Raw genomic sequence first — 26,148 nt, 5'->3', positions numbered from 1 at the left:
GTTTTTATTTTTTCAAGAGGACAAAGGTACTATATTTTATCTGTCAGTCAGCCAATTGTCATTGCTTTCTTTTCCTTATTTTAACCCACCGGATTCATTGAAGAGAAACGGTGCATCCCTATCGTCGTATTAATATTCTTTAGTTCGTAACTTTTGCCAAATTAGCGCAATTTCAGAAAGGACGGCAGTATAGGCAGATTTTGCTCAAACTGCCAACTGTCCGGAAATTCTAGGCAGTTGAAGATTTTCGTCATTAGCCATGTGTTCCAAAATGGAACATGGTTTCCATTATTCCTTTTTCCCAATACGTCAAAGAGCGAATTTCAATTTTAGACTTAACAGAACTAATCTGTCTAAAGTCTGTATATTCTGTTTTCGTTCCATCGGATTCTTGCGGTTTGCAAATCCGATGGAACGAAAACACCGCCGGCAATGCGTCCAACACCCATAGCGGTCAGGCTTTCATTTTATATGTGATCGAATCAGCTCAGGTTTTCCTTGTACTGAATAGAGGTACTGTCTGCGCTGCTGTACGCCGTCAATATACTTGTAGCCCACGTGCATCCACCTGGGTACGCCGTTGGCATCCTCCTTCTCGGAAATGAGCTGGTCGAAGGCGCGGTTGGCAAGGAACGTGCGGCAGAAACGCTTGAACTCCAGCATTTTTCCATTAATGGGGATGAGGTCGAAAGCATAGCCGTAGCAGTGCGCTGAGGTGGACGAGCCGTGCACCTCATCATTCAGTTTCGGGCAGCGATAGCCGGAAGAAATACGGATGCGCACTTCATTCCAACGGTGCTGCTTGCAGTGCCGTTCCCACGCCTCACGCAGCGGGTCCAGCAGCGTTTCTACGGACTCCACGATGTGCGCCGCTATCTCGATTGACGGTGTATTGTTGATATTTTCTCTCTTTGCTGTGTTAGAGAGGATACATTCTTCCATAGTAAAATATTTCATAAGCTTAAAGTATTATATGTTATACATTTCTGATTTTCGTTCCATCGGATTTTGAAGAGCTATTATACGCCATCTTTCTTCTTCGGTACGAAGTTTCTTGATATTGAAGTTTTTAATCTTTGCCATAATTTTCTGTTTTTAATGGTTGTTCTTTTAATAAAGTTATGCTATTGCTCCGGAGTCCGTGCAGCCGCGCCGGGTCGGTCTCATAGTCTGTGCGGAGCGTGCCGCTGTGTCTGTCGTTTGTTGCCATAGGCTGTTGTTTTTATCTGTTTCTTATTACTTTATATTTACTTCTGACTATTGGAAAAAGGAAACCGCTTTCCTCTTACTGTATTCAGGCAGTCAAAGGAAAGCGGAATAATGTGATGTATGGCGTTGTCTCTTATTTACTGCCCAGCTTGCTCTCTATCTCCTCAATCGTGGGCAGAGATGACTTGAAACCTTCCGGCAACACGTTCACGCCCTCAAACTCGGATATGCCGATAGGCTGGTTGTAGCCTTCGAGCGAATATTGCGCGAAGATGTTGTCCTTATTCTTGCATATCAACAGACCGATGGTTGCCCTGACGCTCGTAGAGGTTGGTATCGATGAAATTGAGCAGCAGGGCGCGGCTCCAACTATTCTCTATGGTTTTGCGCATGAAGAACAATGCTTTCTCCGGAGTATCATGGAATTTGTCTATGAGCAACTTGTGGTGTCCCCATAGTATCATGAACACGTCGTGCATAATCTGGTTGGAGACATTTGCCAAATTCGTCCCCAACTTGGGGGCGAATTGACGAATAGCGACTGTAAAGCAAATAAAAGTTCTTCATATACTTTACATTTGTCTCCGAAAAACAATTTGCGCCGGGCAGTGCCGCCTTCAAGTCGCGGCACACGTTCTTATAGAAACCGTCACCCCATTTGCTTTCCGCATGCAGTTCCACAATGTCTTTTCCCAACGACCAGTAGAACATCAGTTTCTCACTGTTCACTTTCACCGCCGCCTTTATCTGACTTTGGCGGTAGCGCGAACACAGCGATGTCATCCACGTCACATAGTCCTTGTCTTGTATAATTAGTTTCTCCATAGAATACCTTTCTGCTTGATTTATAACAACAAAAGTACGGATTTTCTTCCGCATTGCCAATGTTTTCAGACTGTTTATCCCATTATTCCTTTTTCCCAATATGTCAAAGAACGCTTCTGTTATTTTGTATATCCCGAACCGCCATCCCGTATTGCCTCAACTACAAGTCTGTACTTCCTTTAGTACAAGCCGGTACTTCCGTAAGTACAGATTTGCGGTTCGGGAAGGTTGGTTTCCCGGCTCATCTTGTCCTGCCGGGACAAAACGGAAACCGCCCCTCAATTCCATCTGTTGTAAAGAATGGAATTGAGGGGCGGAAAATAAGAGAGAGAATATATTTATATATTATTCTTCAAAATCGTCATCAGAAATGGTTTCCAAATCGAAATACAACAAGCGTGTTTCTGAATCGGCATCCTCCTCATTCAGAGGAATGAAACCATTCTTCAGATAGAAAGGGATGGCTGCGGCATAAGCGTCCAACGTCAGGAATCGGCATCCGGTCTTGTTGTCAACCACAAAGTAACTCTTGATAAAGTCCAATAAAAAAGAACCTATGTGCAGTCCTTTTGCTTCCCGATTGACCCCCAAACGGCAAATCTTTACGGCAGGGTAGCTTTTCAGCCGCTTCTCATTCACGAACCGATGCTTTCTGAACCGATTAAATTCCGTCTTGCTTTCAAAGTCGTTCAGTGAAACCTTGTCGTTTGCCAGACTGAAGTAGGCCGTGACCGAATGGTTCTCCTGCTTCTTCTCCACAACATAACTGACGGCCAATAATGCCTGCCGGTAAAGCGAGGATTCCTTCAATATAAAATCGTTCAAATCCGCGTCTCCGCAATCGAACGATTTTATCATTTCCTTTTTATTCAGGCGGCGAACTTCATAAGTCGCTCTAAACATTTCTGCCGTCAGAACCATAATTTATCATTTCTTGAATGCAGCCATCACTGCATGATAGTGTTCCAGACGGATTTTTCTTTCTTCCTTTGTTTCCTTGGGCGGATTCTTCATCCGTTCCAAGAAGCGGCGTGCATCTTCCCCGAACAAGATTGGGGTTTCTTTAATGGGTCTTGCCATACATTATCCTCCTTTCATTTGATTTACAGCAACAAAGATACGCCATTCGCACTTCATCACCAAATATATTATTCTCTTATTTTCCGTTTTGTCCCAACATGTCAAAGAACGTATTGTGTTAAGCACCATGAAATGTGCTTATATAGTCTGTCTATACTTTATCATATAGCAGAATCCACTGTCACTTGCACTACATACCATTTCTTGGCGGCATCCTTGTCGAGCGGATTGGGGCGCTGAATGGGGTTTACTAAAATTGCCATAATACTTTCGTTTTTTATGGTTTGATTTATAGGTTCCGTTCCTTTTGCTTTACTTCCTCGAACGGGTTCGGGAAGATTAGTTTTTCGCTCATCTTGTCCTGCCGGGACAAAACGGAAACCGCCCCTCAATTCCATCAACAGTTAAGAACGGAATTGAGGGGCGGAAAATAAGAGAATAGGAATGCTATGGGGAAAGATACGATTTATTTGACAAGTTGCATTAAATCGAAATACATGGGAAGGGTATCTTCACAGGGCGTATTCAGAAGCGGACGAAAACCGTTCTTCTCGTAAAAAGAAACAGCCGAAAGGTATGCGTCAACAGTGAGGAAACGAGTGGCGGATACTGACTGCCGGTTGATAAGCATCTGCTTTACGGCGGAAACGATGTCCGTGCCGATACCTTCGCCACGATGAGAGGTCGTTACACCCAGCCTGCCTATCTTGAAGCCGGATAACTGCCCAAATGCTTTCTATAAGGAAAAGATTTACGCAACTTGCGCCAAAGGTTCTTGTCAATGGTTGTCTGGGAAATCTTATCATTAAGCAAGCTGAAAAAGGCGATTGTCGCTTCCTCGTTTTCCATTATAAACGTATTGGCTATCAATTGCTCTTGGTAATAGCGGGCATCTTCCAACAAAAAGCCATTCAAGTCGTCGTCACCGCAATTGAATGGCTTTATTTCGTTGGTATCTTCTATTTTAATCAGTCTCATAGAAAATATTACATCATGAATGTGGCTATTTTCTTCATTTTCTCGTAAGCAGACTTAATCCGCTGCTTTTCTTGTTGGGAAGCCGGCTTGACATCTTCAATTGATTTCAAGAACTTCTTTGCGTCTTCCCCGAACAAGATTGGGGTTTCCTTAATGGGTCTTGCCATACATTATCCTCCTTTCGTTTGATTTACAGCAACAAAGATACGTCATTCGCACTTCATCACCAAATATATTATTCTCTTATTTTCCGTTTTGTCCCAACATGTCAAAGAACGTATTGTGTTAAGCACCATGAAATGTGCTTATATAGTCTGTCTATACTTTCGTTCAATCGGATTTTTTGTTCAATCGGATTTGCAATCAGATTGTCCCGAGTATCAGGATTTTCAATCCGAAACAATCACTTCCAGCAACCCTTTTCCTCCTGCATAGTCCACTGCCGAACTGTACAGATATTCTTCTTGTCGTGCAACCATTTCCTGCCTCACCGGATTGTCATGAATATAATTCAGCTTCTGCCGATAGAAATCGTGCGAACAGAAAAAATCGGGACGAGGATTAGCTTCGTAGGTGGTTCGGAGCGTGCCGTTATGCCTGAGAGTCTCTTTCGTTCAAGAGTGTTTGTCTATAAGTTGTCAATTCTACATTTTCTATTAGTTTACAAGCTGCATAATAATTGGCAATAGAATCATCTGATTTTGTTAAATCATATATTTCATAAGCTATAGGCATTTTTTCCCATTCACGTAAATTCATAAGCTGAATAGCCTTATACCAAATGCCTTTTTCATCGATATTTGCATAATCTTTTGTGTATTCATGCAGGTAATATGCGCATTTTTTATAAGCAGCAGTTAATGTGCCATTTTTTGTAATGAACGCAGCTGGGGAATTCCATCTGTCACTCTTATTATACCCGCCTAAATTTTCTGTAAACCATTTTTTTACATCATTTGAAAGGCGTTCTCTTGAAGCTGCATTTGGGTCTGGATTATAAAATGCAGCGTAAGCTTCTGCGAACCATTCATTAGCAGCTGCAAATTGATAATTAGAAACCGCATATTTTCTTTGGTCTGCTCTGTAACTGCATGGGTTGCCATATTCATCATACATATAAATCTTATTATCACATGATAAGTCCTTTATACATCCATCATCAAACATCCATGGATGATTAAAAGCTAAGAAACATTTCCTCTTTATTTTTTCGAGAATTTTCTTATTATCAACATCTTCACCTTTGTTTCTGATACTAACATCATATTTTAATCCTCTTGATATAAGATCTAAGGCAGATAAGAATTTCATAGGACTTCCATCTTCATCTTTTTCAATTTTAAAAGTAACATCTTCTTTGTTTACATGTACCATCTCTAAGATTTTCTCTGAAAATTTTTCTTTGTCAAGCATTTCCCATCCTCCAAACATAGTTTCTTTGGAATAATCATCTTGCCAATGTATCTGTTGATCAATAGAGTGACCTATTTCATGTCTTAAAGTCCACGACAACAATTTCTCTTGCGAATTGGCTTCGGACACACCAGCCATTACATGTCTAGGTTGGGAGTTCATATATTCTTCATCTATTTTTGAATTATATTGTCGTTCATTGCCATACCCAATAGTGGAACCTTTTTTTATAGAGCCTTTATCCATACAGTATCTTATCAAACCATACTTTTTACTTAATAAAGCATATAAAAAATCAGGCATACTTAATGGATTACAAATATTAATAGTACTTTCACCATCATAAGAACTGGCATTTCCCATGTCATTGTCTCCTGTCTTAATATGCCGAAGTCTCCCATTTCCTTTTAAATGAGCAAGAGGTAATATTTTCAAAACATCTTCAACTTTTGCAAGAATAAACCCACTTATGTCATCTGAAACAGTTACCCCTTTTTCTTCCGCTATTCTTTTCCGTTTTTGAGCTTCTATGAGCTCTTTAGCTAAACTTGTAATTGCCCCTACAGCTCCTCCAATTAAATTTCCAATGCCAGGTACTATAGAGCCTAGTATTGCTCCAGCTGCGCTACCTTTAAGTAAACGTCTTATAAAGGGGTTTAGCATTTGAATAGTCATTGGACGGGCAATAGGTGTATGTAAGCCATTATACATTTGTGATAAAGTTTGCATCTTATCATTAGGCTTTGATACTTTAGAAATAAAATGGATTGACGGATATTGTTGAATGAAAGTTTTCCTCTCATCCCGTATCTGCACCAACTGCCTCGCCCCACATTCCATCTGCCGAGAAACTTTGTTTCCCGCCTCATTCTTTAATTGCCTACCCGTGTACATATTCATTCTATTTTAAAGTTACTACAATTCCTTCTTTGAAATGCAGTCTCCCTGATGACAGGGAGAGCACCTTTCGACAACAAGATTTATCCCAACCGTCTTTACTCTTTCTTCTTCTCCGCCCTTGTACTTCTCCCTGCCAGCACCGCATTCGCCTGCTCAATAATCACATTCACATGGTCAATGAACGTGGCATACGCATCTTCGCCATTCACCAGCGCAAGCGCATTCACACGCTCCGCCAGCGCACGGAAAGCATCATCGGCATCATTGCGAGTCTGCTTCACAATACCGGTGATGCGGAGGGCGGCTTCGGCATCGCGGGCGGCAGAGGCGGCAGCGAACTCGTCACAGCGGGTCTGAAGCTCGGTGACCCAAGCGTCGATATAGATTTGCTTCTGCTTCTCGATACCGAGGGCGGCGAGGTCTTGCAGGAGATTGTGCAGACGACCGTACTCTTCGTTGTAGGCCATGGCGGTGGGGTTGCCGTACTTGGCGATGAGGGCGGAAGCTTCGGCGGCAACGGTACGGAGGGCTTCAACGGGGTGACCCAGCATCGCCTTTGTCTGGGCATTGAGTCCGCTCCATGCGGCATCCGCCATTTCGTCGGCACGGGTCACGGCGGACGACAGAGAGTTGCTTGTACTGCCTTTCAGGGCATCATCGAAGGCGGTGAGGGCGGCTTTGTAGGCGGCTACCATCGGCTTGTCGGTCTCTACGGTGAGCAGGGCGGTTTCGGCCTCGATGCGTTTCTGGAAGCCGAAGTCTTCTTCGGTACGAAGTTTCTTGATATTGAAGTTTTTAATCTTTGCCATAATTTTCTGTTTTTAATGGTTGTTTTTTTGATGTTATTTTAAACGGACAGGGCAACTTTCTGCAAAGTCGGACTGTCGCTGATGGTGATATAGCTTCTTTTAACAAATTCGGGCTGTCGCTGGTAGCGACAAAGCATCTTTTTACATTTTTGCACTGTCGCTGACAGCGACGAAGCAACTTTTAACAAAGTTGTGCTCTTGCCCGGAGTTTTTATTTTCCACTGAATCAGAGTTCCCACTTCATGGGCTGCACGGAGTTCATTTATCTTTGTCTCACTTTGCATCCCCCGAAGTCACGCTTCGGATAGCGGATTATAAATCCTGATACGCATAGCCTGCGGATTGCAAATCCGTAGGAACGGGCATCTATTAGCATTTCATAACAAATTGTGCAAATGAATCAGGATTTATGTTAGAACTATTTTGTTTATTTTCAATATCTCTTTTCGCAGCATCTTTGTCGCAAGTGCAAGAATATTCATTTACACCTGTAAGTCCTCCACATTTTATATGAAAACACTCGTGGATTAAAGTCTTTGAGATTTCATCCTCATCATCTCCATGTGCAGTAATGTTTAACGAAATCTCAAGTGGCCCATTTGGAACAGAAAGTGCAAGTATTCCATCTGTATGCAACTTATAGATTTTTAGATCATTATCTGATATAGCATCTATCACAAGAGCAATACAGTTTTGTACTATTGGATCTTGAGTTTCATTTTGGGATAAAGTTAAATGACTATTTCCTTTATTTATTGCACTATTAACCAAACTTTTCTGATTAAATCCCCATCTTGAGATTTCTCCTGCATAAGTCTTATTAATGAAACTAACAAATTGAAGCGGCTTGTTTTGGATAATATTATTTGCCCTTAAAAGCTGCTGCATTGTCACACATTTATGATTAACTGTTTTTTTATTCTTGATTTTCTGTCTATTACAATTAACATCCTCACCACCTATAACTCTATTCATATTTTCCTTATTTTGTCTTGCTTCGTACATAATCACTCAATTTTAAAGTTAATACAATATTTCGTTTCTCTCTGTTTCACCTTGCTTTTCCCGAAGTGACACTTCAGGAAAAGCAAAGAGATATTTATTAGCAGTCAGCAAATCTGACATAACAATCATTCAATCCTGCCAACATGGTCTTCGGTATACTTAGTGCTGTTTACTGTAACACCGGCTTTAATGGTGACGGTGCCGCATATTCCACCTTTACCACCGATACCTATCTTATCGCAGTCTGTTCCGCTTGCCGCTGCCGTAACCACAGTATTTTCTCCGGATATTGTAATATTTCCACATTCAGGATCGTACCGATGACCACTTCCACCTGAGCCAATACCGGCTCCGTACTGACTTCCACCTGTAGCGGTAATAGTACCTCCTGTTATGATGATATCCCCACATTTACATTGACTTCCTGCTCCTATTCCTGCCGATCGACTACCGCCAGTTGCTTCTATTTGGCCCCCGTTTATTGTGATAGAGCCACAGTTAGGATTATTCCACCCAGTCCAATAGGACCCAATTCCGCTTCCATCTGAAGCCTGACTAGTAGCCACAATATGTCCACCATTGATAATCAGGCTTGCCCCTTCACAAAGGCCCAAGCCTCCAGCATTATAAGAAATCCCTCCAGTCAGTGTCAATTTGTCGTTATCTGTTCCGTTAATGGTCAACGTACCTCCTATGACAGTTAATGGGCAGCCATACGTGGCACCGTTGATTTCATTAGTACCCGATAACAATAGCGTTGCAGAGCCATTTATTTCTATGGTATTGACTTCGGTGGTAGGGGCAGCGAGTTTTACGTCCTTCAACATGACCTTTGCGTTGTCTTGGATGACTATCCTTTTATTCAGCTCGTTTCCTCCACCATCAATGATAATAGACTTGCCGCTTTCAACGGTACAGACTTCTTCCGTTTCTGTTGACAACGTTATGGTTTTGCTCGTTACCCCAATTTCTATCTTGTATATTTTCGCTGCTTCAGGAGCGACAGCGGTAGTAAGTGTACTCCATGCCCCATTGTTCGCCTTGACTTCTTGTATCTGATAACCCGGATATACATTGGCTTCAAACACCTTGTCGGCCACCTTATACATTTTTATTTCACCTACATTCGCACCATTCCACGTACCTTGTGAAAGGGCGCAGGTGGTGTAGCCCTTTATGCTGACATTATCCACAAAACTTGCTATCTCGCCGGTAAGCCCCACACGCACCTTGGCAAGAGCGTGGGAGAATGTCAGCGATACTTCTGTGTTGAAATTGGCAGTTGTCTGGGCTGTCACCACATAGACAAGACCTTTTGTCTGATCGCTGAGATCGACCGTTTCGTTGCCAGACGAGGTGTACCACGCCCGGATGGTCTGATTATCTGCTTTGCTTGCCCAATAAGCGTACGCATCACCAGCTGCTACGGTCAGACCGCTGCTTTGGTAAGTGTATGTGCCCGGTGTAACATCGCCTATTTGTACCTTTATCTTATCTCCGTTTTCCCACGCACTGCTCTTTCCGTCAGTTGTGTTTTCCGCCATGCGTGTCTGTGGAGTATCCGCCCCCCACGGCTCGGCATTGCTTCCCGCCGTTATACTTACGCCTGCTATTTGCAAGGGGTATTTCCCTTCGGGCAAGTCCTGCACCGTGCCGTCCGTCAGTTCATCGCTTGCACAGGCGGCGAGCATGAGGCACGCCAAAGCGGTGTAGGCTGTCTTTATCAATCTTAGTCTGTTCATATATTTTCGTTTTTTAAATTTGTTCCTTCATTCAGATAAAACGGGTAAACCATATTGTTGCGGTTGTTCGTGCGGATAACCGTGTAGGCGAGGTGTATCAGCAGCACTCCCTGCTCCGGCTGTTCCTCGAATGACACTTCCTCCAGCGTGATGCGCGGCTCATAGAGGATGATGGCCCTCGTGATGTCGTTGCGCATCCGCACGGTGGTTTCCGTGGTTATCGGCTCGAAAGCGTAGCGGCGCAGAGGGCAGCCGTAGTCGTAGCGGTTGACACGCTCGCCGGGCGAGGTGCTGAACAGCACGCGCAGGCTCTCCTCTATGTCCTGCTCGTAGGCGGACATCCGCACGCCTCCGTCGGTAACCTGTGGCGGAAAGCTCCAGCCACGGCCGAGGAATGCCTCGTTGTTCAAGATGGTTTTCAGTTCGTTCATATCGTTTATCCTTTCTGTTGTTTCATTTCTATTGTTTCCGGTTCAAGGTGACATATTGGAAAACAAACGTCCCACAAAGGAGCAACAGGCTTCTTTGTGGGACGAGAAACATTCTTTCGTATTTTATGAATATCAGTCTTGCATACTGTTCTTGTAATCTGCCAAGTCAAAATAGAGCAGGCGTGTCATTTCGCCATCGTCTTCTTATGTTAGTCATCTTTCCCTTTTTTAAAGATACTCATGGCTATACGATAATGTTCGCGCACGCGTTCTATTTCTTCTTTCGGCACGGTACGCTTCTGCTTCATCCGCTCTTCAAACCGTCGGGCATCATTGCCGAAAAGTATCGGAGTTTCTTTTATTGGTCTTGCCATAACTGTTTTCCTTTCTTTGTTCTTTCGTATGCCGGGATATTACAACAGAGCCGCGAATTTGCGTATTTGTTTCAAACGCTCTGTGAGCGAGGGGTCGTTCATGGCTTGCTGCATGTTATATTTCAGTTGCAGTCGCATCAGCGAATCGGCAGGTATGTCGAGTGCCGCCTCAAACATCATGGCGGTGGTGGTGGTCAGCGTGCGTCGTCTGTTCAGCAAGTCGTTGAGTGCCTTGTAGGAGATGCCCATTTGCTCTGCCAGCTTCCGCTGTGAAACCTTGCGGTATTCTATTTCATCCTTCAGCACTTCGCCGGGATGGGTCGGAGTATATCCAAATCTTACGGTTGCCATATCTGTTGTTTATTTCAGCAAGTCTATCGTCTTGCGGTATTTGGTAACGATTGGGGGCTGAAAACGATGTTTTTTATCGGAGGTCTTTCCTTTGAGGTATAGTTCCTCCAAATAATCTTTTTCGAACTTAATCTCCATGCTTCAATTGTTATCTTCAACTCCGGCAAAGGTAGTATAATTCGCCCTGAGTCCACAATATATGAGGACTTTTTTTGAAAGTTTCTCGTTTTCCAATATGTCAAAGAACGCTTCGTTTATTCTTTTTTTTCGGAGGATGGTGAAACTGATTGTCTCATCATCACCGTGGGTTGGCATATTGGAAAACAAACGTCCCACAAAGGAGCAACAGGCTTCTTTGTGGGACGAAATAAGGGGATGGGATGAATAATTCTATTTCTTATTGAAAATCAAATCAAGTCCTTGACTCCGGTAGAAATCAAAACGAGTGTCGCTCGATATGAGCGGCAGATGTTCGGTTATGGCATGGGCTATGATTACATGGTCGGAAGGGTCTTTATGACACTGTCTTTCGTTCAGTTCCATTTTAGAATAAGTCAGTATGTGCTCTTTCTTTACAGGAAGTATCTTCACATAATATTCATCTTCTATGGACTTTACCATGTCTTCCGCCGTTTTCCAGCGTTTGGACCACAAACCTTTGTTACGATATGCCACAACCATTTCCTTTACAGATTCAGCACTGATATACAATACTGCATCCGGCTCCGCTATGATTGCAGCTACATCATCACTCAATAAATCCGGCTCCGCTATGGCATAAACAAGAATATTGGTATCTATCAGGTATCTCATGTTACAGTAGCAAAGTAGGGTCGTTGACAATGACACTGCCTTTCAACTTCTGAATGGCTTCCCACGTTTTACTGACTTTCTTCTTCGGTTTTTGTACCTTTGTTTTCACCGTTTTCTCTTTTGTCTTTTCTATTTTCTTTTCCATGATTCACTATGTAATTGGTTCAGCATGGCAAAGTTAAGGAAAAAACGGGAAAGTCAGCATCTTTGTGCCCTTATTTCGTTTTCCAATATGTCAAAGAACGTTTTTTTGTTTATCCTCCTATCATCACCGTAGGGCATCCGGCGGCTATCGTTCCGCCATGTGCCGTACTGTCGCCCATGCGTGCTGCCGGTCTTCCTCCTATCATCACCGTGGACGAGCCTTTTACGATTGTGTCGGGCGGACCGACGCATACGCACATATCACCCACTACCGCTGCCGGTAGTTTCCCTATCAATACATTGGGCACACTGGGACCCACTACCGGGCCGCCCACATGAGGAATCGGCGCGGGAAACGCCGGAGTCTGCATGGGGCAGGTGTGCATATCAGTTATTCTTGCTGCTGGAGGCATCGTTTTAAATTAAAAATTAAAAATTAAAAAATCGTTTCTCATCATTGTCAATTGTCCATTAATTAATCATTACCATCGCACCTTTTACGGTGGTCTGGCCGCTTGCCGAGAGTTCCGCCGTGGCATTGCCTTTGACGGTGGCTCCGATTTTCGCCTGCACCTTCACGTTCAGCCCTTCCAGACTGATGTCCTGCTTGGCGGTTCCGCTGATTTTCATCGTGGCATCCATCGTGATGCCGCCTTTGGCTTTCAGCGTAATATCTTTGGCGGACGAGAGCGTGATGCCGTTCTTGTCCATCGTTATTTCGTTCTTGTTTGGGTCGGTCAGCTTGATGTGCTTTCCGTCGTCGCTCAGTTCCACCGTATTCTTTCCGGGGGTGGACACCGTTATGATTTTCTTTTCCTCGTCAAACTCGATGCGCATCTTCTCGCGTGTGACGATGGCTTTCGTGTTGTTCTTCGCCTCGTATTCGTAGGGCGGCTTGTGCTTCTCGCCGTACAGCGAGCCGAGTATCACGGGGTGGACGGGGTCCTGGTTCATGAAGCCGATGATGACCTCGTCACCCGGTTCGGGCAGGAAGAAGGAACCCATGCCGCCGGTGGCGTACAGTGTGGAGAGGCGTGCCCAGAGCAGCTTGCTCTGTCCGTCCATCCACGGCAGTTCCACCTGTATGCGCTGTTCGTTCAAGGGGTCGCCGTCCAGTTTCTTCACCACTGCCGCATGGAGTCCCTGCAGGCCGGGCAGGAAGCCGGAGGCGGAAGGACTCACTACATCCGGCTCGTCGGTGATGCAGAGGGGCGATATGCCTGCGCCTGCTTCGGTGGTCCACTCGTTGTCTTCGAGGGTATGCGTCACCGAACCTACGAACAGGTTACCGTTGAACCGCTTGCCCAGTCCTTTCAGTTCGATGAGGCAGCCGGGCTTCACCTTGGCAGAGCCATAGAAGCTGACGGAGCCTTGGTAGCGTGCCAGTCCTGCCCTCAGTGCCATGCCGTCCGCCCATTGCTTCAATGCTTTCTCGTCCGTCGGCGCGTCGGTCTGTAGCAGCAGGCTGTCGCCGGAGGCGATGCTCTTGGGTTGCAGGTCGCCCTGCTTGTTCAGTGAGGGAGCGGAGGCAGTGACCTTGACGGCTTTCTGCTCCTTGGGACTCCAAGAAACAGCCTCATATTGCGTGAACTGGTCGTCCGACGAGAGCTCGAGGTCGAAAGAGACGATGTCCGTGCCGAAGGTGACGGTATGTACAGGCGAGGCACCCACCTCGGGCTTCTTCACCTTTATCTTGCTGCCGTCCGTGCAGACGAACAGGCCGTTGGCATCGGCACGGGAGAGGGCAAAGTCCCAGTCGGAACAGTAATACTGCACCAGTGTGGGGTGTTGGTAGGGCGTGGCATCCACTTCCACGCTACCATAATCTTTCAGCACTTCCTTGATGATGTCACTGTCTTTCTTCTTCTCGAAGATGCGGTTCTTGCGTCCCTGCGTGGCAGGATAGGCGTTGTCGCGACATTCCACCACCATGTAGGAACGTAAGTCTTTCCCGGTGAGGATGCGCAGCCCGATGATACTGCCCTCGAACAGCGTTTCCTGCTTGTCAATGCCGCCGGCATCCAGACGGAGGCTGTTGCCCGGCTTGAACAGCGTGTCGTCGCTCTCGTCGAAGGTCTGTTTGTCCATGTTCCCCGCATTGAATTTCAATGTGGCTTTGCCAATGCGGTTCAGTTCGAGCCGCACCTTGGCGGACACCAATGAGAAGGTGTCTGGTAGCTTGCTGCCGTTGCAATAAACGGAGCAAGACAATACCCGGTCTTTATATATGGAAGGTGAATCTGCCATAATCTTATTCTTTTTTTAGCATCGGCATCAGCAGTTGCGTACCTGCCGGTATGCTCCTGTAGCCGTTGAGGTTATTAAACCGTGCGACTTGCCCCACCAAGAGCGCGTCGCCATATATCTCATAACAGAGGGAGGCAAGTGTCTGTCCCTCTTTCAGGGTGACCAGCCGCGACACATCAGGCGAGCGTTTGGAGAAGTGCTTCTTCTCTTCCTTCTGGCTGCAATAGCCCGTCAGCGTGACTTTCAGCTCGGCACGCAGCGGCAGTCCTTCGGCATCGAACAGGGTATATTCCGTGTCCAGTGTCTTCAGCTGGCCGAAGAAGGTGATGTCGCCGTACTCCACCTTGACGAACGAGGGGCGGTGTCCCTCGGTGTTGTAGTCGTAGAGCCTTGCCTCAATCTCATCCACCATGGCGTGTACGGGTTTCTTCTCGTCATCGTCCTCCATGGCGTTGGTCATATCGAGCATACACTCGAAATGAAGCGTTTCGGGCTGATAGCGCACATACACGTTGGACCCGTTCAGGCTGCCCAGCTGCTTGTCTTCCGCATAGCGGATTCCCTTGCCGAGCTTCACCTTCTCCGGGTTGATGGGCAGTTCCAGGGCAGGTTTGTACACGCTGTTGAAACTGTCATCCGTATAGGCGGTTATTTTCATCTTTCCCATATCGCTTCTGTCTTATCTTTCGTTTCTTCTCTTCGTTTGCCGCCGTCCGGCAGGCTGCCCGGTGAGGTTCTCTTCGGACAGCCTGTCCAGCACGCGGCTCTCTATCTTGCGGATGATTTCATCCGATACTTCCGTTTCCGTGACGATTCGTTTCTCCACCACGGTGCGGATGCGCATTTCCTTGATTACTACCGGCATAAGTATGCTATTTTACTCTTTCCATATAGGCGTATGCCAATTCTAAAGTTTCCGTAGCCAGTTCACTTTTGCCGGAATCGAAGGTTCCCAAGCTCCATTTCATAGGATAAGCTTTAAGGCATTGCCACGAGGCTTTAGGATTAGAGTCCTCGTCCAGCAAATGAATGACCACATCATAAGTAGGAACAGCTTTCATATCCTTTTTCTTCCGGGCATTAAGCATGAAGTCTTGGCAGTCCTTGATCCATTTTGCAAGTGAACCGGACAACGGTCCCACAGGACGTTTCAGCACGACATTCGTGTAAGTCAATCCTGTAGGTACCACTTGAAAACTGCCATCGTTTCCACGATACGCCTTTTTACCCATATCCCATGACAGACCGCTGACTTCCAAAAACGAGGCTTCAAAAGTAGGATGGTTCATCTTCTGGAATACGACCTTGAAATAGAAGGATACAGGAGGCGTCCATCTCATGGCAGGCTGTGATGTGGAGGGCTTTTCCATGGACTATTTACCCTTCAACGTCACACCTTCGTTTGCCAGTACCAGTGTCTCTATCGCCGGAGTGGTAGCGTCAGACTTGAAGCCTTCCACTGTTATTTTTTTCGGCCATGCGTTTGCCACTTCCCAGGTCTGCGCAGGTTTTCCATCTTCATCCAGCAGACTTATCGTAACTGTCTGGCGCTTAGTAGTGTTCATCTTGGTGTCGTTCAGCCAGTCCCACATCGTCGAATCACCATTGAAAATCCCTTTTTTAAGCGTCACATCGCCGGACTTGCGCAATCCGGGCATTTTCAATTTGTTAAAAGACTTACTGTCTCCAGCCCTATAACTTATTTCTTCATATTCTGCATCAAGACCTGAAACCTCACTGCATGAGATTACTTTCCGATCACCTGCATTGACTGAAAAATAAAAACTTGGCAACGGCCATGCTTGTGTATCCTTACTCTGGGTTGATCCATCTTCTGCCATACTATTTAAATTTTAAAAAGTTTATATTCTATTCTTTATTTAAATTTTGCAGCCTTAGCTCTTCTGCATCTGCTGCTGGAACGTGATTTCGATGAACTCTGCCGGACGGCTGATGGCTACCAGCACCGTGATGCGCATGATGCCTTCCAGAATATCCTCGGCCGTCATGGTGTCACCTAGTCCCACGTGCACCTCGTAGGCGTCTTCGGGGGTAGCACCTGCCAGTCCGCCACGTTTCCACACGCTGCGCAGGAAGTTCTCTATCATACATTTCATGTTGATCCAGGTACTTGCGTCGTTCGGTTCGAACACGTAGGCACGGGCGGCGTTCTTTACCGACAGTTCAAGGAAACTCATCGTGCGCCGCACGTTGATGTAGCGCCAGTCCTGCGAATTGCCGTTCAGTGTGCGTGCTCCCCATACCTTGATGCCCTCGCCGGGGAAGGTGCGGATGGCATTGACCGCTTTTCCGTTCATCGGCATGTTCAGGTCTTCCTGCGCCTTGTTGTCTATCACTTCCGAAGGCTTGTTCACATAGTTGACGGATACATTTGCCGGAGCTTTCCATACGCCGCGGGTGTTGTCGGTCATGGTATAGATGCCCGCCATCGCTGCCGAAGGGGGCAGATGGTTCAGGAAGTTCTTGATTTTCTGTGCAAGCAGCTTGTATTCCGGAAGGTTCTGCATCATGGCATTGTGCATCTCCTTACGGCCTGCCTCTTGCATTTCCGCCTTTTTCGCCTCATCCGTTTCTTGCTCGATTTTATCAAAAGTAGCATTGATGTACTTGACAATAGGGCTTGTCTCGCTTTCCTTCAGTCCTTTCTTGTCAACGATGGCATTCCAGTTCGTGTTCTGGTCCCAGCACATCGTCTCTTCCGTAATGTCATTGTCGGACAGCACGGATGTTTCCAGCCAGGGATAATAAGCCGCCGCATACGAGAGGTGGTTGCCGCCGATGTCGTTACGGAACTCATCAACCGCTCCTTTGCCGGGTGACGGGATATCCAAAATGGCAAAACGGTTCATGTTCTCACAATGCGCCAGCATATCAATGTAGATATTCGTGCAGCTGTCCGCATTCACTGCTTCGGGAATGACCAGCATGGTGATTTCCTGCACTTTCTTCAGATTGGAAAAGATGATATCCTTATTCAGCTCTGTATAGGCCTCCTTGAGCGTCGTTTCATAGTTGCCGACGGATAGGATGTAGCAAGTGCCTCCGCCATTGGCGAAGAACAGGATGAGGTTATAGTACAGAGTGTACAAGTTCCCTTGCAGTACGGCTTTCAGACTGACCTTCTGGTCTTTGTTGTAGACCGATAAAGTTTGGGCGTCATCTTTAAAGATTCCGGGCTCAACCGACAGTGTGAACTTCGGCTTTGGCGCACCTCCGAAATACTTGAAATACTCCGTCATCGATGAAATTTTCATCGGCTTCATCAACACCTGTTCCGTCCCGTTTTCAGCCTTCTCGGTCAGACCGATAAAGACGGGAATGGCGGTTTCGGCTTCTACTACCGAGTTGCCGAAGGCGTTCTTCTCTTTGATGTAAACGCCCGGGGTTTTGTATTCTCCCATGGTCTTTTGATATTTTAGTTTAACAATAGGTTATCAGCTCTTCTGCATCTGCTGCTGGAAGGTTATTTCGATGAACTCTGCCGGATGCGTGATGGCCACCAGCACCGTGATGCGCATGATGCCCTCCAGTATGTCATCGCCGGTCATGGTGTCACCCAGTCCGATGTGTACCTCAAAAGCATCTTCGGGGGTGGCGCCTGCCAGTCCGCCGCGTTTCCACACGCTGCGCAGGAAGTTCTCTATCATGCACTTCATGTTAATCCAGGTACCCGCATCGTTCGGTTCGAACACGTAAGCGCGTGCGGCGTTTCTTATAGATTCTTCGAGGAAGAGCATCGTGCGGCGCACGTTGATGTATCGCCAGTCCAGAGAATTTCCGTCCAGTGTGCGTGCTCCCCACACCTTTATGCCTTCGCCACGGAAAGCACGGATTACATTAATGGCCTTTCCGTTCATCGGGGCGTTCAGGCCGGCCTGTCCTTCATCATCAATGTCTTCCGCCGGGCTGTTTACATAGTTCAGTGTCACATTCGCCGGAGCTTTCCACACGCCGCGGCTTCTGTCCACCATCGTATAGATGCCTGCCATAGCTGCCGAAGGGGGAAGCAGGTTCAATTGCTTCAGTATGGCCTTGATTGCCTGCTTGAATAAAGGAGAAGAATTTGACAAGGCAGCATAAAATTCGTTCATATTTGTTGGTGTTGGCCAAATGACGGTAAATGTCTTTGAAATGAGTGCTTTTGCATCATCTTTTTTTTCCGCATATTGTGATATTGTGTATAGTAATGTTCCGTCTTTTATGACTTCTCCGTTCTCTATTTCACTTGATAATTTAAATGTAATGCCATTGACGATTTTAATATTTTCATCGGCTGTCAACTCTATAGTGTTTGAATAATAAGCATCTGCTATATTTGCAAGATTAGGATCAACTGTTAGTTTTTTGGCATTGCTATAAACACCCTTTTTCCAATTGAACATCTTGCTGTTCAAATCGCGTTCACTTAATACCGAAGTATTCAGCCACGGGAAGTAAGCCGCGCCGTAAGAGAAATAATTGGTTACGGTATTCTGGAACGCTTCCATACGTTTGTCCAATGGAGTGTTTGCTGCTCCTGACGGCACATCCAGTATGGCGAAACGGTTGCCCATCTCTCCACAATGCTTCATCATCAGCTGCTGTATATTGGCACATGCATTACTTTCTACCGCTTCCGGAACTATAATCATGGTCACTTCCTGTATTTTCTCCAGAGCTGCCAACGCCGCTTCTACATTCTTATCGTTCAGTGTATCCTTGTTGTCATCCCCATAATTTCCTACTGATACCACATAGCAAGTGCCGCCTCCGTTGGCGAAGAACATCTGCATATTGTAATATAAGGTATATGGGTTGGCTCCATCCACACGGAAGGCATATCCTACAGGAGTTTCTTCACCGTTTTTATCATCTTCTTCAGTACCGGCTTTATCTTCATCGAATTTCACCTTTCCGCATTCTCCCGACGGACGGATGCAATACTGGAAGATTCCCGGTGCCGGTTCCTTCAATGCATCCGTCAATGTCTTTCCCTCCTTCTTTTGCTCTTCCGACAGATAGAAGTACTTTTTAATATCTACCGCAAACTCCAGTTTCGGTGCTCCGCCGAAATACTGCAAATACTCCGTCATTGACGAGATTTTCCAAGGGACGCCTTTCAAGTCATCATTCCCATTCTGTGCCTTATCCGTTATGCCGATAAAGGCCGGGATAGCGGTTTCAGCTTCTACCACCGAATTCGGGAAGGCATTCTTCTCTACGATGTAAACGCCGGGTGTTTTCATGTTTCCCATACGATTCTATTTTTTAAGATTAATACTATTGATATGGCTGATTATAGTTAAATGTAACACACATGCCGTATGCAGTCACGTTCTTCCGATTTGAATCTTCCGGGCTGCGGACAGGGGATAAAACGACTTAGTGTCTTCCTTTTCAGTGATTTGTCGGAGATGGTTTCGGACACCGTCTCCGCAGTCAGTCTGGAGAATTTTCCCGACTGTATATCTTCTTCCAATTCCAGAATGAGCCGTTCTTGGGATTTGAGCTTCTCGATAAACTTTTCGATAAACTTCTCGCCAAGTTCCTTTACCGTCACCTCTGTCAGCACCAGCTCGCAATCCGGGTGCTGCCGGCAGACAACGGGAGAAGTAGAGATAATCTGCCACGCTATTTCACCATAAGGTGTGTTTACCAGCTTCTTGGGAAGGGAGAAGAGAATTTTCCCTTTGGTATCTTTCAACAGCAACACCTTCGATTCCTGAGCGTCATCATTACGGCGCACAAACAGGTATTCCCAGCGGAAAGCCGCTTTGCGGAATCCGAGCGTGTATTCAAACGGGGTTCCGTTTTTCGCCTCTTTCAGCACATCGGGCGTCAGACAGATATTGATATTGCAAAAACAGGATGCACCTGCCGTGTCGCTTACAGGGACGAGGGCCGAAACCACATCTGTTATCCGGTTTTCATCGGATAAGTCCAACCGATAAAACGACTGTGGCCGATAATCATCCAGTTGCGTTACGTACATAAAGTCCGCATCGCGCACCTGCAAGGTACATTCCAACCGGTCGCCGGGCAGGAATCCGTTGCAATTTTCAGCCATCAGCCATTGGCAACCGTCTCCGGTCCTTCTGAATTCTATTCCACGGTTACGCATCAGCGTTTCGGTTTTCACCGTGGGTACAATGCAGAATTTATCGGTTACGTCTTTATAGTAACCGTGTTCAATCTTTATGCCGATAAGCTTCACAAACTGTCCCATGTCTCTTCTATTTTATCATTTTCAAATCCGGTTGCCGCATTGTTGCTCCGCTTCCTGTCGCTTCTTCCGCGTCAATGACGAGGCGGCGCAGCTTGCACACCACCGAGGGGTAATATTGTCCGCCCAGCAAGGTCCATACATTATTCAGGTCCTGCGGTGATAAAGTTACGATTTCTACGGTATAAGTCGTCTCTTCCACCTCGAATTTCGGTACGGACTGGATAAATTTCAACGTGTCGGACAGTACGGAGAGCGATTCGGCATACCGACGTTCGTCATACACTGCCGCCAGCATCACATTGAGATTGAGCAACAGAGGGGGAGAAGTGCGTGTGTAGCCTTCCGCCGTGCGTTGCACCGGTGCGGATATGCCGCCCGATGTTTCCCGCTCGATACCGAACAGCGACACCACCATCTTGTTGGGCTTCTCTTCCGAACTGTTGCCCACAAAACCTGCTTCCACCAGTCCTTCGGGCTGGTGATGCAGGCGGGAGAGGTATTCGTTCAGCCGCCCGGCATAGCAGGTCAGGATACGTTTTATCATTTACCTGTCAGATATTTCTTGATACCTTCCACTATGATGTCCGTGACGCACTGCTTGCCTTTTTCGGAAAGCAGGAAATTCACATCATCCTCGTTGTCCATGAAGAAATTCTCTACCAGCACCGCAGGGCAGAGGGTGTCTCTGCAGATACAGAAGTTTGCCACCCAGTAGTTGCGGTTGCTTGTCTCTATACGCACTGTCACGCCTTTCTTTTCTGCCACATCCGCCAGTGCAGTGGCGAGTCGCTTACTGTTCTGGGAAGCATTGGGAGCGACAAACACACTCCATCCATGTGCGTCCATCCACATCGAGCCGCTACCTTCCGCATCACAATGGATAGAAACCAGAATGGCCTGCTTGCCGCTTTCGGCGTAATACCTGTTGGCACGCGCCACACGTTTTTCCAGCGAAATATCCGTTTCTTCGGGAACGATGCGGATGGCATCCAGACCTGATGCCTTCAAATCATTTACCACTCTGTTCGCAATCTCACGCGTATAAGCGTACTCTATCAATCGTTCGTCTGGCGAACGTTTACCCTTTGTGTCCACTCCATGTCCGTTGTCAATCAATACTTTCATAATTTCTTCTTTTAAAGGTTAATAATAATCGAACTTATTTTAAAATTTTTATTCAATTTATGTCATTCGCATAGCATATCGTCATGCTTCTTTCCGTTGCTCTTTTCAGCTTATATCTCCACGCTGCCATTGCCGCCAGAGCCGCCATTGTCGCCATCTTCCCACGTCATTTCGGTGTCGGAAACGGTGGCGGTAACTTTACTGCCTTTTATCGTAAGATTGTAGGTGTACTGCATGCCGCTTTCCCATTTTCCGGATACGCCTGGAACGACTGAAACGACTAGATTATATTTGAAAAGCGCATATCCCTTCATCTTTATTTCGATAGAGATGAGGTGTATATCGTTGTCCGGAATAACCAATGCCTGATAGCTGGCAAGGGCGGTTTCAGCATGCTTATTAGCCTCAAAGCTTACGTTTTCATTCTGAACGGAGAGCTTGTAAGGCGTTATAGATTGACGAGAGCTAGAGCTCTCTGCATTACCCGAAAACTTCAGTTCCCCATTTATTTCAGCAGTGGATCCGGTTAACATAGTATTACAGATTGTTATGGATTCTATATCTTTGTCATCAGTGGCCACTCCGTATTTACGGATGTTTATCACCACTTTGGCGGTTTTATGAGAAAAAGTGAGTGAGTTCGTGCCACCAAAGCTACAGGCGGTCTGTGGGGCATAAAGGAAGTCGCTATTCTGATAGCCGTTGTTGTTTTGGTCTGATTGTACGCTCCACTGCCACCCCCTCGTCTTCGTTGGCGGATTATTATTGTATCCTTTACCGAGATACCACGCACTGACTTGTTTTGTGTCCTTCGTGTTTTGCCAGTAAAAGGCATCGTCAGAGTCTGCCGGTTGCAGCGTGGTGCTTTCACCACTACCATCGGCAACATATTTCTTCACTACGTCACCCACTTGTACAGCCACCTCTTTGCCGCCGTCCCAGGTACCGTCGGTCGTGCCACGTGTTGTCGCCGTAGCTTCCAGCCCGGTGACGGTAAAGGTCATGGGGTATTTCCCTTCGGGCAGCATCTCGCCTTGCGATGTGTCCGCCGGTTTATCCTGCGTGCATCCGGCAAGTAACAGCATACCTGCCATCCATCCGATAACGGCTGATTTCTTGCAGCCTTGTAGTTTGTATATCATCATCTTCTTCTATTGTTTTTTTGTTCCTTTCGTGCCACCGGCAGCGGCGAAGCTGTCCGTGTGCTACCTTATAGGGTTGCTCACTCCGGGCTTACGCACTAAGTGCCCGGCGGTGGCTGTGGCGGATTTGTAATCCGCCGGAATGAGAAATAATCATCTGTATCCTTTATTGCATTTCAGCTTCTCCGCTATGTGTTTCGTTACCATTCCACGGAGTGATTGTGGAAGTGACTTTCAAACCGGTCAGATTAACCTTTATCGTATAGGTGTAAACATTACCTTCTGTCAATACAAGGTTTTCCCCATCATTTGGTATGCTGTAATAGAATACACCGGTGCCGATGGTTATCTTCAGTAAGTTGGTTCCTTTTGTAAAAGTTTGCGGTGGAATAACGGCGATATAAGAGCCACTGGTGATGGTGCTGTTCATCTTGACATCGGATATATTACCGCTTGTGAGAGTGAAAGTGCCGTCGGACGTCTTGAAAGTTCCTTTTGTCTCAGCATTCAGAATCTCCACGGTGGCTCCGGCTAAAGAGGGGGTTCCGGCACCACTCTCCAACTTGCAGACTACTTTAGAAAGTTTATGGGTAAAGCTTAAGCTATGCGCAATTTTTTGGCGGACATAAGTCTTGCTTGCGGAGTAAAGCAGGTCGGAATTATAATATTCTTTACCGTTATTCATCGATTGGTCTGGTTTGACTGAAAAGTCAAACGTTTCGTCATTGCCGATTATGGAACTCAAAGGCTGGTAGGCATAAATCGCTACGGCATTACCATTGGCGGGATAATAAGGAATATTTTCCCCCGTGCCAAGCGTCAGTGCACCGTTTCCGTCAGCAGTATATTTCAGATTGGTAGCGATAACCTCAGATGTTGTGATGGCATCGTTGATAAATATCCCTACTTCCTGCCCACTGGCAATCTGCGTGTCGGGTGGCGTGCTTTCATTGGCACGTGTCTGCTGCACCGTCAGCCCGCTGCTCAGCCGGATTTCACCATTCCAGTTGTCCGTTATTTCGTTTTCGTCGTTGCTGCATCCCGCCATTACCAATGCTGCGGCAGCCATCATCATAAATGCTTTTGTTCTCATCTTTATTTGAATTTTATTTTTACGCAAATATCGGCAGTTTTCTTTTACCGCCCAATTTTATTATTTGAAATGCACGTTTATCTGTGCGGTTGGTGTGTTTATCCGTGCAAACGGACTTTTTCACTCGGCATTGCCCGATTCTCCTTCTTCACCGTTTCCCTGTGTCCAGTCCTTCACGGTGGAAGTCACCGCTATTCCGGTCTTGCCTATCGTGATGGTGTACACATATTTGCTGCCTGCTTGAAACAGCTTCGACTTTTCGGCACTGTTGATGTTCCAAGTGAACGGCGTGTCGATGTCTTTCAGCGTGAAACGCAGGTACATGCCCTCGGTGGAGGTGTTGGGCAGCACGATGCCCTCGGCGGCGGTACCGTCGGCATTGGTCAGTAGTTCGATATCGACGGCTTTGTCGGGAGCTACAGGAGTCGTAACAATCACGTCACCACCTTTCACCACGTCGTAGGTTCCCTTGACGGGCTGGTTGGTAATCTCCACTTTCAAGTCCTTCATGTTCTCGGCGGTCAGCGATGTGCCGTCGGGCTGGATGGTCATTGCCAATTTCACCAATTTGTGTTGGAACTCAAACGCCACCGCAGGCTTATTTTTGTTCTTGCCAGTCACTTTGTCGGCTCCCATCAGGTCGATGGCCTTTTGCGAGGTCTGTGTGGTTACGTCCACCGGATAAACGCTGCTTCCTTCCGTAAGATTCTGATAAGGATAGTAAGCGGCGAAGTCTCTCGAATCTCCGCCTATAGGAAAATAGATGGTGTTGGCGGCGTCGGCGGTGAATGTACCGCTTGTGCCGGTTGTCCCGGTGGTGTACTTGCAATTCTCTGCTTCTGCCGTTTCGCCGTGCAGCATATAGATGCCGATGGCATCACCGCTTTCCCAAGTGTCGTTGTAGGCACGGGGTTGTACATGGATGTCGCTGGTTACTTGCAAGGCCACGCGTCCATCGCCTTCCGGTGTAGCCGCTCCCTCGTTGTCGTTGCTGCATCCTGCCAATAGTAGGAGGGCGGCAACCATTAAAATACTCTGTCTGTTATCTTTCATATTCTACTTCTTACTTTCTAATTTACAGTAATATCTCCATTGTTCACTACATTCCAGTCGCTGATGGTGGCACTGATTTCCGTTTCGGCAGGCAGTGTCAGCGCGGCATCCAGCGCCAACGGTTCCATCTTGCCGTTGCCGAAGTTCTTCAGGGCTTCGGTCAGGTCGGTGACAATGGTCTGCACCGTGCCGTTGGTCAGGGTCACGACAAGGGTCAGCTCTTGCTTTTCACCCGGTATCACACCCGGCAGCCGCAGGGAAGTAATCAATACCGGATTTTCCGCGGCACGGGTTTCTCCGCCTGGTGTTGCTGTACGTTTTTCCCCACCATCCGTTTCTATCGTGAATGCGGGACTCATTGTTTTTACTTCCGTCGCTGTCACGCTGCCGGTAGCCAAATCTACTGAAGAAGCAATGCCTGTCAGGGTGGCGGCGGTGCTTGCGATACGTTGCTCGTCACCGGGATTCAGTTTCAAGGTCAACGCCAGACTGCGGATGCGCTGTGTCATGGGTATGGTGACCCTTAGCGTGTCGTCCTTCTGTATGTCCAGCTCTTTGGCGGCGGAGAACAGAAAGCCCGGCATCGGGTTGAGCGTACCGTTTTCCAGCGTGTTCACCGTGGCGGTGGTTCCGCTGATGGTGATTCCTTCCGCCTGATGATAAACCAGCAGATTTTGTGTTCCCGGCAGGAACAGTGACTTAAAAGCGTTCGTCTCGCCTTTTACCGTCTGCTCCTCGCTGCCGATGCGCAGAATATAGTCCGCTGGCAGGACGGCGTCCGAGGAACGGTTCGTCCAGTCGGTAGTTACTTTTATTGCACCTTTGTCGGGATGGGAGGTGTTATCGGAATCGTCCTTTCCGCAACTGATTAGTTGCAGCACTGCCCATGCGAATATCAGCAACCTGCCTTTGCCAATCAATGTCTTTTTTGAGTTGGCGTCATATTTCTTATAAATGTTCATCTTATCCATGTATATGGTCTTTTTGTCATTTTACGAACTTTTACACCAGCGTGATGTCGAATCCCAATAGTTCTTGCATTTCCCAAATTGAGAAAAGATTTAATAAAGAAAGGATATTTTAATCCGTGGGGAATGTCTTCTGTTTCTATATTTTTTAACCATGAGTGTAGGTGTTCCACTCTATCCATGTAATGGAACGAATAGTAGTAAATCCCTTCTAAAGTAA

General features: G+C 46.7%; 35 protein-coding genes. All 35 read right to left on the bottom strand.

All coding sequences use genetic code 11. The features are described from left to right. Positions 1–462: 462 nt before the first annotated feature. Positions 463–957: a D-Ala-D-Ala carboxypeptidase family metallohydrolase gene (locus tag IR173_RS04350; protein WP_237038474.1), complete on the bottom strand. Its 495-nt coding sequence runs from the start codon at positions 955–957 to the stop codon at positions 463–465. 112 nt (positions 958–1,069) lie between these two features. Next, positions 1,070–1,210 (bottom strand): hypothetical protein, encoded by a 141-nt coding sequence (locus tag IR173_RS04345; RefSeq protein ID WP_237038473.1) that lies wholly within the window; start codon positions 1,208–1,210, stop codon positions 1,070–1,072. Between the two features lie 132 nt (positions 1,211–1,342). Further along, positions 1,343–1,507, bottom strand: a complete 165-nt coding sequence (locus IR173_RS18125; protein WP_317207920.1) for a hypothetical protein — start codon at positions 1,505–1,507, stop codon at positions 1,343–1,345. Further along, on the bottom strand, positions 1,491–1,673 hold the full coding sequence (locus IR173_RS18120; protein ID WP_317207919.1) for a DUF1016 N-terminal domain-containing protein: 183 nt from the start codon (positions 1,671–1,673) through the stop codon (positions 1,491–1,493). The genes IR173_RS18125 and IR173_RS18120 overlap by 17 nt, the downstream gene beginning before the upstream one ends. After that, entirely contained in the window at positions 1,627–2,034 is a 408-nt protein-coding gene (locus IR173_RS18115) for a DUF1016 N-terminal domain-containing protein (RefSeq protein ID WP_317207918.1), read from the bottom strand. Before IR173_RS18115 ends, IR173_RS18120 begins: the two co-directional genes overlap by 47 nt. Before the next feature lie 345 nt (positions 2,035–2,379). Next, complete coding sequence (locus IR173_RS04335; RefSeq protein ID WP_237038472.1) at positions 2,380–2,892, bottom strand: GNAT family N-acetyltransferase; 513 nt, start codon at positions 2,890–2,892, stop codon at positions 2,380–2,382. A gap of 69 nt (positions 2,893–2,961) precedes the next feature. Next, a complete protein-coding gene (locus tag IR173_RS04330) occupies positions 2,962–3,114 on the bottom strand; it encodes a hypothetical protein (protein WP_237038471.1) in 153 nt (50 codons plus the stop codon). Positions 3,115–3,580: 466 nt separating this feature from the next. Then, the gene (locus IR173_RS04325; protein ID WP_237038636.1) at positions 3,581–3,766 is read right to left on the bottom strand and encodes a GNAT family N-acetyltransferase; all 186 of its coding nucleotides are present in this window, start codon (positions 3,764–3,766) and stop codon (positions 3,581–3,583) included. A gap of 50 nt (positions 3,767–3,816) precedes the next feature. Beyond that, complete coding sequence (locus IR173_RS04320; protein WP_237038470.1) at positions 3,817–4,092, bottom strand: hypothetical protein; 276 nt, start codon at positions 4,090–4,092, stop codon at positions 3,817–3,819. Between the two features lie 8 nt (positions 4,093–4,100). After that, positions 4,101–4,259, bottom strand: a complete 159-nt coding sequence (locus IR173_RS04315) for a hypothetical protein (protein WP_237038469.1) — start codon at positions 4,257–4,259, stop codon at positions 4,101–4,103. 424 nt (positions 4,260–4,683) lie between these two features. Next, a complete protein-coding gene (locus IR173_RS04310; protein ID WP_237038468.1) occupies positions 4,684–6,405 on the bottom strand; it encodes a hypothetical protein in 1,722 nt (573 codons plus the stop codon). Positions 6,406–6,500: 95 nt separating this feature from the next. Next, positions 6,501–7,214, bottom strand: coding sequence for a DUF6261 family protein (locus tag IR173_RS04305; protein ID WP_237038467.1), 714 nt, complete (start codon positions 7,212–7,214; stop codon positions 6,501–6,503). 369 nt (positions 7,215–7,583) lie between these two features. Then, positions 7,584–8,219 carry a hypothetical protein gene (locus IR173_RS04300; RefSeq protein WP_237038466.1) on the bottom strand — a complete coding sequence of 212 codons (636 nt, stop codon included), beginning with the start codon at positions 8,217–8,219 and terminating at the stop codon, positions 7,584–7,586. Between the two features lie 125 nt (positions 8,220–8,344). Next, positions 8,345–9,961, bottom strand: a complete 1,617-nt coding sequence (locus IR173_RS04295; RefSeq protein WP_237038465.1) for a fimbrillin family protein — start codon at positions 9,959–9,961, stop codon at positions 8,345–8,347. Next, positions 9,958–10,392 carry a GPW/gp25 family protein gene (locus tag IR173_RS04290; RefSeq protein ID WP_237038464.1) on the bottom strand — a complete coding sequence of 145 codons (435 nt, stop codon included), beginning with the start codon at positions 10,390–10,392 and terminating at the stop codon, positions 9,958–9,960. Before IR173_RS04290 ends, IR173_RS04295 begins: the two co-directional genes overlap by 4 nt. Positions 10,393–10,601: 209 nt before the next feature. After that, positions 10,602–10,766: a hypothetical protein gene (locus tag IR173_RS04285; protein WP_005817492.1), complete on the bottom strand. Its 165-nt coding sequence runs from the start codon at positions 10,764–10,766 to the stop codon at positions 10,602–10,604. Between the two features lie 39 nt (positions 10,767–10,805). Continuing rightward, positions 10,806–11,117 (bottom strand): HigA family addiction module antitoxin, encoded by a 312-nt coding sequence (locus tag IR173_RS04280; protein WP_237038463.1) that lies wholly within the window; start codon positions 11,115–11,117, stop codon positions 10,806–10,808. 9 nt (positions 11,118–11,126) lie between these two features. Continuing rightward, complete coding sequence (locus IR173_RS18050; protein ID WP_262914272.1) at positions 11,127–11,255, bottom strand: hypothetical protein; 129 nt, start codon at positions 11,253–11,255, stop codon at positions 11,127–11,129. A 252-nt stretch (positions 11,256–11,507) separates the two neighbouring features. Beyond that, entirely contained in the window at positions 11,508–11,930 is a 423-nt protein-coding gene (locus IR173_RS04275; protein ID WP_237038462.1) for a type II toxin-antitoxin system VapC family toxin, read from the bottom strand. Between the two features lies 1 nt (position 11,931). Next, positions 11,932–12,075, bottom strand: coding sequence for a hypothetical protein (locus tag IR173_RS04270; RefSeq protein WP_237038461.1), 144 nt, complete (start codon positions 12,073–12,075; stop codon positions 11,932–11,934). Positions 12,076–12,184: 109 nt separating this feature from the next. Continuing rightward, positions 12,185–12,487, bottom strand: coding sequence for a PAAR domain-containing protein (locus IR173_RS04265; protein WP_237038460.1), 303 nt, complete (start codon positions 12,485–12,487; stop codon positions 12,185–12,187). A gap of 58 nt (positions 12,488–12,545) precedes the next feature. Next, positions 12,546–14,321 (bottom strand): type VI secretion system tip protein VgrG, encoded by a 1,776-nt coding sequence (gene vgrG, locus IR173_RS04260; RefSeq protein WP_237038459.1) that lies wholly within the window; start codon positions 14,319–14,321, stop codon positions 12,546–12,548. A gap of 4 nt (positions 14,322–14,325) precedes the next feature. Further along, a complete protein-coding gene (locus IR173_RS04255; RefSeq protein ID WP_237038458.1) occupies positions 14,326–14,988 on the bottom strand; it encodes a CIS tube protein in 663 nt (220 codons plus the stop codon). A gap of 12 nt (positions 14,989–15,000) precedes the next feature. Next, positions 15,001–15,186 carry a hypothetical protein gene (locus IR173_RS04250; RefSeq protein WP_237038457.1) on the bottom strand — a complete coding sequence of 62 codons (186 nt, stop codon included), beginning with the start codon at positions 15,184–15,186 and terminating at the stop codon, positions 15,001–15,003. 7 nt (positions 15,187–15,193) lie between these two features. Next, positions 15,194–15,691, bottom strand: coding sequence for a phage tail protein (locus tag IR173_RS04245; RefSeq protein WP_237038456.1), 498 nt, complete (start codon positions 15,689–15,691; stop codon positions 15,194–15,196). A gap of 3 nt (positions 15,692–15,694) precedes the next feature. After that, on the bottom strand, positions 15,695–16,162 hold the full coding sequence (locus IR173_RS04240) for a phage tail protein (protein WP_237038455.1): 468 nt from the start codon (positions 16,160–16,162) through the stop codon (positions 15,695–15,697). Between the two features lie 54 nt (positions 16,163–16,216). Continuing rightward, positions 16,217–17,743, bottom strand: a complete 1,527-nt coding sequence (locus IR173_RS04235) for a phage tail sheath family protein (protein WP_237038454.1) — start codon at positions 17,741–17,743, stop codon at positions 16,217–16,219. Between the two features lie 33 nt (positions 17,744–17,776). Then, positions 17,777–19,576, bottom strand: coding sequence for a phage tail sheath family protein (locus tag IR173_RS04230; RefSeq protein ID WP_237038453.1), 1,800 nt, complete (start codon positions 19,574–19,576; stop codon positions 17,777–17,779). A gap of 47 nt (positions 19,577–19,623) precedes the next feature. Next, complete coding sequence (locus IR173_RS04225; protein ID WP_237038452.1) at positions 19,624–20,547, bottom strand: hypothetical protein; 924 nt, start codon at positions 20,545–20,547, stop codon at positions 19,624–19,626. 7 nt (positions 20,548–20,554) lie between these two features. Further along, the gene (locus tag IR173_RS04220) at positions 20,555–21,091 is read right to left on the bottom strand and encodes a DUF4255 domain-containing protein (protein WP_237038451.1); all 537 of its coding nucleotides are present in this window, start codon (positions 21,089–21,091) and stop codon (positions 20,555–20,557) included. Then, positions 21,088–21,672, bottom strand: coding sequence for an N-acetylmuramoyl-L-alanine amidase (locus IR173_RS04215; protein ID WP_237038450.1), 585 nt, complete (start codon positions 21,670–21,672; stop codon positions 21,088–21,090). The genes IR173_RS04220 and IR173_RS04215 overlap by 4 nt, the downstream gene beginning before the upstream one ends. 110 nt (positions 21,673–21,782) lie before the next feature. Beyond that, a complete protein-coding gene (locus tag IR173_RS04210) occupies positions 21,783–22,817 on the bottom strand; it encodes a fimbrillin family protein (RefSeq protein ID WP_237038449.1) in 1,035 nt (344 codons plus the stop codon). Positions 22,818–22,980: 163 nt separating this feature from the next. Next, entirely contained in the window at positions 22,981–23,907 is a 927-nt protein-coding gene (locus IR173_RS04205; protein WP_237038448.1) for a fimbrillin family protein, read from the bottom strand. 120 nt (positions 23,908–24,027) lie between these two features. Continuing rightward, the gene (locus IR173_RS04200; RefSeq protein ID WP_237038447.1) at positions 24,028–24,960 is read right to left on the bottom strand and encodes a fimbrillin family protein; all 933 of its coding nucleotides are present in this window, start codon (positions 24,958–24,960) and stop codon (positions 24,028–24,030) included. Positions 24,961–24,977: 17 nt separating this feature from the next. Then, complete coding sequence (locus tag IR173_RS04195; RefSeq protein WP_237038446.1) at positions 24,978–25,931, bottom strand: FimB/Mfa2 family fimbrial subunit; 954 nt, start codon at positions 25,929–25,931, stop codon at positions 24,978–24,980. Positions 25,932–26,148 lie beyond the last annotated feature (217 nt).

The sequence above is a fragment of the Phocaeicola faecalis genome (assembly GCF_021730445.1).
Taxonomy (GTDB): Bacteria; Bacteroidota; Bacteroidia; order Bacteroidales; family Bacteroidaceae; genus Phocaeicola; species Phocaeicola faecalis.
This window is presented reverse-complemented; position numbering and strand designations above follow the sequence as displayed.

Coding starts and splice junctions, on each gene's coding strand:
- IR173_RS04225 (WP_237038452.1), bottom strand. CDS start 20,547: ATGGGACAGTTTGTGAAGCTTATCGGCATAAAGATTGAACACGGTTAC.
- IR173_RS04255 (WP_237038458.1), bottom strand. CDS start 14,988: ATGGGAAAGATGAAAATAACCGCCTATACGGATGACAGTTTCAACAGC.
- IR173_RS04240 (WP_237038455.1), bottom strand. CDS start 16,162: ATGGCAGAAGATGGATCAACCCAGAGTAAGGATACACAAGCATGGCCG.
- IR173_RS04285 (WP_005817492.1), bottom strand. CDS start 10,766: ATGGCAAGACCAATAAAAGAAACTCCGATACTTTTCGGCAATGATGCC.
- IR173_RS04220 (WP_237038451.1), bottom strand. CDS start 21,091: ATGATAAAACGTATCCTGACCTGCTATGCCGGGCGGCTGAACGAATAC.
- IR173_RS04250 (WP_237038457.1), bottom strand. CDS start 15,186: ATGCCGGTAGTAATCAAGGAAATGCGCATCCGCACCGTGGTGGAGAAA.
- IR173_RS04335 (WP_237038472.1), bottom strand. CDS start 2,892: ATGATAAAATCGTTCGATTGCGGAGACGCGGATTTGAACGATTTTATA.
- IR173_RS04215 (WP_237038450.1), bottom strand. CDS start 21,672: ATGAAAGTATTGATTGACAACGGACATGGAGTGGACACAAAGGGTAAA.
- IR173_RS04290 (WP_237038464.1), bottom strand. CDS start 10,392: ATGAACGAACTGAAAACCATCTTGAACAACGAGGCATTCCTCGGCCGT.
- IR173_RS04235 (WP_237038454.1), bottom strand. CDS start 17,743: ATGGGAGAATACAAAACCCCGGGCGTTTACATCAAAGAGAAGAACGCC.
- IR173_RS04195 (WP_237038446.1), bottom strand. CDS start 25,931: ATGGATAAGATGAACATTTATAAGAAATATGACGCCAACTCAAAAAAG.
- IR173_RS04205 (WP_237038448.1), bottom strand. CDS start 23,907: ATGAGAACAAAAGCATTTATGATGATGGCTGCCGCAGCATTGGTAATG.
- IR173_RS04330 (WP_237038471.1), bottom strand. CDS start 3,114: ATGGCAAGACCCATTAAAGAAACCCCAATCTTGTTCGGGGAAGATGCA.
- IR173_RS04270 (WP_237038461.1), bottom strand. CDS start 12,075: ATGGAAAAGAAAATAGAAAAGACAAAAGAGAAAACGGTGAAAACAAAG.
- IR173_RS04245 (WP_237038456.1), bottom strand. CDS start 15,691: ATGGAAAAGCCCTCCACATCACAGCCTGCCATGAGATGGACGCCTCCT.
- IR173_RS04345 (WP_237038473.1), bottom strand. CDS start 1,210: ATGGCAACAAACGACAGACACAGCGGCACGCTCCGCACAGACTATGAG.
- IR173_RS04305 (WP_237038467.1), bottom strand. CDS start 7,214: ATGGCAAAGATTAAAAACTTCAATATCAAGAAACTTCGTACCGAAGAA.
- IR173_RS04315 (WP_237038469.1), bottom strand. CDS start 4,259: ATGGCAAGACCCATTAAGGAAACCCCAATCTTGTTCGGGGAAGACGCA.
- IR173_RS18120 (WP_317207919.1), bottom strand. CDS start 1,673: ATGATACTATGGGGACACCACAAGTTGCTCATAGACAAATTCCATGAT.
- IR173_RS04350 (WP_237038474.1), bottom strand. CDS start 957: ATGAAATATTTTACTATGGAAGAATGTATCCTCTCTAACACAGCAAAG.
- IR173_RS18050 (WP_262914272.1), bottom strand. CDS start 11,255: ATGGAGATTAAGTTCGAAAAAGATTATTTGGAGGAACTATACCTCAAA.
- IR173_RS04265 (WP_237038460.1), bottom strand. CDS start 12,487: ATGCCTCCAGCAGCAAGAATAACTGATATGCACACCTGCCCCATGCAG.
- IR173_RS04295 (WP_237038465.1), bottom strand. CDS start 9,961: ATGAACAGACTAAGATTGATAAAGACAGCCTACACCGCTTTGGCGTGC.
- IR173_RS18115 (WP_317207918.1), bottom strand. CDS start 2,034: ATGGAGAAACTAATTATACAAGACAAGGACTATGTGACGTGGATGACA.
- IR173_RS04320 (WP_237038470.1), bottom strand. CDS start 4,092: ATGAGACTGATTAAAATAGAAGATACCAACGAAATAAAGCCATTCAAT.
- IR173_RS04275 (WP_237038462.1), bottom strand. CDS start 11,930: ATGAGATACCTGATAGATACCAATATTCTTGTTTATGCCATAGCGGAG.
- IR173_RS04310 (WP_237038468.1), bottom strand. CDS start 6,405: ATGAATATGTACACGGGTAGGCAATTAAAGAATGAGGCGGGAAACAAA.
- vgrG (WP_237038459.1), bottom strand. CDS start 14,321: ATGGCAGATTCACCTTCCATATATAAAGACCGGGTATTGTCTTGCTCC.
- IR173_RS04300 (WP_237038466.1), bottom strand. CDS start 8,219: ATGTACGAAGCAAGACAAAATAAGGAAAATATGAATAGAGTTATAGGT.
- IR173_RS04200 (WP_237038447.1), bottom strand. CDS start 24,960: ATGAAAGATAACAGACAGAGTATTTTAATGGTTGCCGCCCTCCTACTA.
- IR173_RS04230 (WP_237038453.1), bottom strand. CDS start 19,576: ATGGGAAACATGAAAACACCCGGCGTTTACATCGTAGAGAAGAATGCC.
- IR173_RS04210 (WP_237038449.1), bottom strand. CDS start 22,817: ATGATGATATACAAACTACAAGGCTGCAAGAAATCAGCCGTTATCGGA.
- IR173_RS04280 (WP_237038463.1), bottom strand. CDS start 11,117: ATGGCAACCGTAAGATTTGGATATACTCCGACCCATCCCGGCGAAGTG.